Origin of the sequence: Gilliamella sp. Choc4-2, assembly GCF_001690355.1 — a bacterium.
Classification (GTDB): Bacteria; Pseudomonadota; Gammaproteobacteria; order Enterobacterales; family Orbaceae; genus Gilliamella; species Gilliamella apicola_A.
This window is the reverse complement of sequence record NZ_LZHG01000031.1, coordinates 1-1,891: the sequence shown is the minus strand read 5'-3', so window position 1 is coordinate 1,891 and position 1,891 is coordinate 1. Positions and strand designations below refer to the sequence as shown.

General features: G+C 39.6%; 2 protein-coding genes. Both read left to right on the top strand.

Features of this window, described 5'->3' with window-relative positions; translation table 11 throughout:
• On the top strand, positions 1–1,057 hold a 1,057-nt coding region (locus A9G34_RS10730), incomplete at its 5' end, for a hypothetical protein (RefSeq protein ID WP_176701471.1).
• Positions 1,058–1,097: 40 nt separating this feature from the next.
• Positions 1,098–1,760, top strand: a complete 663-nt coding sequence (locus tag A9G34_RS04380) for a hypothetical protein (protein WP_065568989.1) — start codon at positions 1,098–1,100, stop codon at positions 1,758–1,760.
• Positions 1,761–1,891: the final 131 nt, after the last annotated feature.

Sequence of the window (1,891 nt, the reverse complement as noted above, 5' to 3'; positions counted from 1 at the left end):
TGATATCTGTCGTGCCAATAAAGCATTAGCCCGGGGTGATGTTGGCGCCGTTAGTTTTATGGTCAGTTCTTGTATTGGTTTTGCAATAGCCGGATTGGGGTTATCGTTTGCGTTGTCTGGACCATGGGGGCTGGTTTTAGTTTTAGCGCCATTTATTCTTAATTTTCTATTTGGCACTTACGACGACGGCAGCCAATGGGACGAAATGGACAAATGGATAAACCGCTCCATATTTGGCAACCTAGCTCGCAATGACTTATACCCACCTTACCCCATTAGTGATACGGGCAACTACCTATCCGAGCAAGATTTTTATTTGGCATCCCGAAAAGGACTTTGCCAAACCGCCCACCATGAAGTGAATGCAAGCGATTTGGGGAAAGAAGGTCAACAAAATCTAAAAAATAGTGCGCCCACTAAAGTCACGGGAATCGTTTGGGGAACCGATGACCAACGTGAAGTGGTAGAGGCAATAAATAAAACCTCAAACAGTAAATTGTACAATTTAAGCTTAGTGATGCAACTTCCTGATTTTGTTAAGAATAAGGCGGTGTTTGAAGGAACAATCACCATCCGCCATCGTGGTGAACCACAAGAGACCATATTAGCAGTAAGTGATGGTGAAGAGGCATTAAGTATTAAACCGATACAATACAATCCAGCCTATTTTAAGCTGGTTAATGAAAAGATGAGTAGGGTTAAAATTCGTGAAACATATAACTATTATCAGGCTGAGCCCAAAGAATTGGGAAATACGGTTAAAAATTGGTATGCCATGCAGCAAGTGATGGGTATCGATATTAAAACATCGCAGGAAAAAGTGGCAACACCAGCAGACAGCGCCACCACAGATGTTACAACGACCAAGCCAAAAGCGCCGAATATCGGTTTATTTATGATAAACCAACTAGTAGGGCGGGTAACTGGTCAGTTTGAAGTGATTTGCACCGTTCAATATTGGCCAACGGGGAAAGTGGATGAACAGGGTAAAAAAGTGTTTCCATACTTACTGTCATACCAATATACAGCTGATACGAGCCATAAGCCGAAGCAGTGACAGAATCGATTAACAAATTTTAACCAACAGGTAATAACTGATGAAAACACAAATCAAAAAAATCTTAATATTAGGTAGTAGTTTACTGATGTTATCGTTACTGACAGGGTGCGATTTTACCGATTATAAAACGCGAATTCAAAGAGAAAACGATATTAATAACCCAACAGGAAATAAATCAGTTTGTTTGGCAGTGGGGGATTTAACTGAGGATATGTATCCTTATACTATAAAATATATGCCTGGTTATCATAAAGATTTACATTATCGTGACCCAATTTATGTTAATCATAAATTAAATAAACGATTAGCCCTCTATGCTAAAGAGGGATTATTTACCGAAGAGCTGGTTGGTCATGACGGCGATAAGCCCCTGTACCGTTACGATTTAACAGAGGAAGGGCGTAAATACGTAGATTGGTGGGGAGGCACTAACTTCTGCTTTGGTCGGGTTGTGGTTGAGAAAGTTACGGGAGTTGACGACCAATTACAAGGTCAGCGGGTGATCATTTTTACCTACCATTTAGAAAATGTGCCAAATTGGATAAAAAATAAGGATATTTATAGCTTATATAAAGGTTATGGTGGACTCAAAGAAGGTGTAACTGGACAAATTATTGAAGGTGGTGCTCATTACTATAGTATTTCTTATGATGGTACGTTGCGCTTAAAGATAGGGCTTAGTGGTGCTTATGTTCTGTAATATTGTTTTAATTCATTAGATTACTGTTAAGTTTAAGATTTGCGGGGTAAAAAAGTGTTTCCATACTTACTGTCATACCAATATACAGCTGATACGAGCCATAAGCCGAAGCAGTGACAGAATCGATTAAC